General features: G+C 25.6%; 2 protein-coding genes. Both read right to left on the bottom strand.

Annotated elements, in window-relative coordinates; genetic code table 11:
- The coding region (locus I2E98_RS15730) for a glycosyltransferase (RefSeq protein ID WP_195469805.1) at positions 1–602 on the bottom strand (602 nt) is incomplete at its 3' end.
- 25 nt (positions 603–627) lie between these two features.
- On the bottom strand, positions 628–1,860 hold the full coding sequence (locus tag I2E98_RS15725; RefSeq protein WP_195469804.1) for a glycosyltransferase: 1,233 nt from the start codon (positions 1,858–1,860) through the stop codon (positions 628–630).
- Positions 1,861–2,027: the final 167 nt, after the last annotated feature.

The raw sequence follows: 2,027 nt of genomic DNA, 5'->3' as shown, positions 1-2,027 counted from the left end.
TCATCTATAGTAATTATTTTAAATCCATTTATAGCCGTTCTACATAAGAAATCATAATCTTCTACATAATCCCTATGATGATATTCTTTCACAACGTCAAGTATCTCTCTTTTAAAAAACCATGTAGGATGGAAGTGTATACACTTAATTCCTAATATCTTATTACTTTTTTTATAATTAAGACAACTATTGTTAAGTTTATATAAAAATTCCCCATTTTCATTTATAACATTACTTCTTGATGTTATAAAATCACACTGATATTTGTTAATAGCCTCTAATTGTGTTCTTATTCTATCCTTATGTGCTACATCATCGGCATCCATTCTTGCAATAAACTTACCAGTAACTAATTTTAATGCTTTATTTAAAGAGTTTACTAATCCAATGTTTTCCTCATTCTCTATAAGTTCTATTCTTTTATCTTCTATTGAATACTTTTTTAATGTATCTCTAATCTCTTTATTATTTGGATTATCTAATACTATAATAAACTGTAATTTCTTATAACTTTGATTTAATATAGATTCAACAGCCTCTCTAAGAACTCTTATCTCTTCATTATAAACACTCATTATAACTGATACTTTATCATTATCCATTCTTCAATCCCTCCATAAATTTATACTAACTTCCTTCTTTTAACAAATTGCTATATACATTTAATATTTCATCATATATTACTTTAGGAGAGTATTTTTCTGATTCTATGATACAATTATTACTAATTCTTCTATAATTACTATCATCCATATCTAATAATTTATTAATACAATTTGCTAAATCTTCTACGTCTTCAAAAATAAGTCCAGTTTTTTCATTAGCTATTAATTCACTTATTCCACCTAAATTAGCACCAATTACAGGGGTCCCAAATGCAAATGATTCAATTATTGTTAATCCAAAAACTTCATGCCAGATAGCTGGAATTATAGTACAGTATGCTTTTGAAATCTCACTATATAGTTCATCTCCATTTTTAAATCCTAAAAACTCAACATTGCGTATATTATTTTCTTTTATGAACGTTTTTAATTCTTCTTCTTGTGGGCCTGTACCTATTATTTTTACTTTAACATCTCTATTTACTAACTTTAATGCCTTCATTAAGTTAAGTAATCCCTTCTCCTCAGACAATCTTCCATAATACAGGAAATCTCTACTCTTATTAACTTCCCTATATTTTTTACTCTCTAGGTAATAGTTTGGATTTATAAAGTTAGGTATATAAACTAATTTTTCTTCACTTATTCCATTTTCAATAAGTCTATCCTTCATAAATTTGCTTGGACATATTATACTATCCACTAAATCATAGGATTTTAGATATTTATGAATATATGCCTCTATAGTAAGTAATGAACTAAAAACTAATGAATTTTTATGACACTTCCCTTTAAAGCAATTTATATAACTTCCATTTATACATTTATCACATAACCCATTATTGTAAAGTTTATAATTAGGACATATTACTTTATAATCATGACTTGTAAAAACTATTGGAATATTAAATTTCTTTAATGTATGTAATATTGATGGTGTTAATTGATGGTATATAAGGTTTACATGTGCTATATCCGGCCTAGTATCATTGATTAATCTTTCTAACTTTTCGCTAGCCTCTCTTGAATAAATTAGCTTTATTGAATTTTTAACTTTATTTAATAATCTCTTATCAGAATAGTCAATCTCATCTACAAAATACTTACTATATTTTGAGTGTTCATTTTGGGGATTCCTCATAGCGAAGTCAATAACTTCATGTCCATCTTCTATTAACATGTCTTTCAATCCAAATGTATATACTTCACTTCCACCCTTTATAAAATTATATTTATTAATAAGTAATACCTTCATTAATTCCCCCTAGTATTTATAAATTAAAAAACAATCTTTCATATTTATCTATAATCTTCTTCCAAGTATACTCATTATTGATTCTTTCTTTTGCTTTTTCATTTATTTCACTTAATTCTTTAACACTTAATAAATCCATTCTATCTATTAAATTTGCTAAATCATTA

This window comes from Clostridium sp. D43t1_170807_H7 (assembly GCF_015555905.1).
Lineage (GTDB): Bacteria > Bacillota > Clostridia > Clostridiales > Clostridiaceae > Clostridium.
The sequence above is the reverse complement of the archived record's forward strand: the minus strand, read 5'-3'. Positions and strand labels throughout refer to the sequence as shown.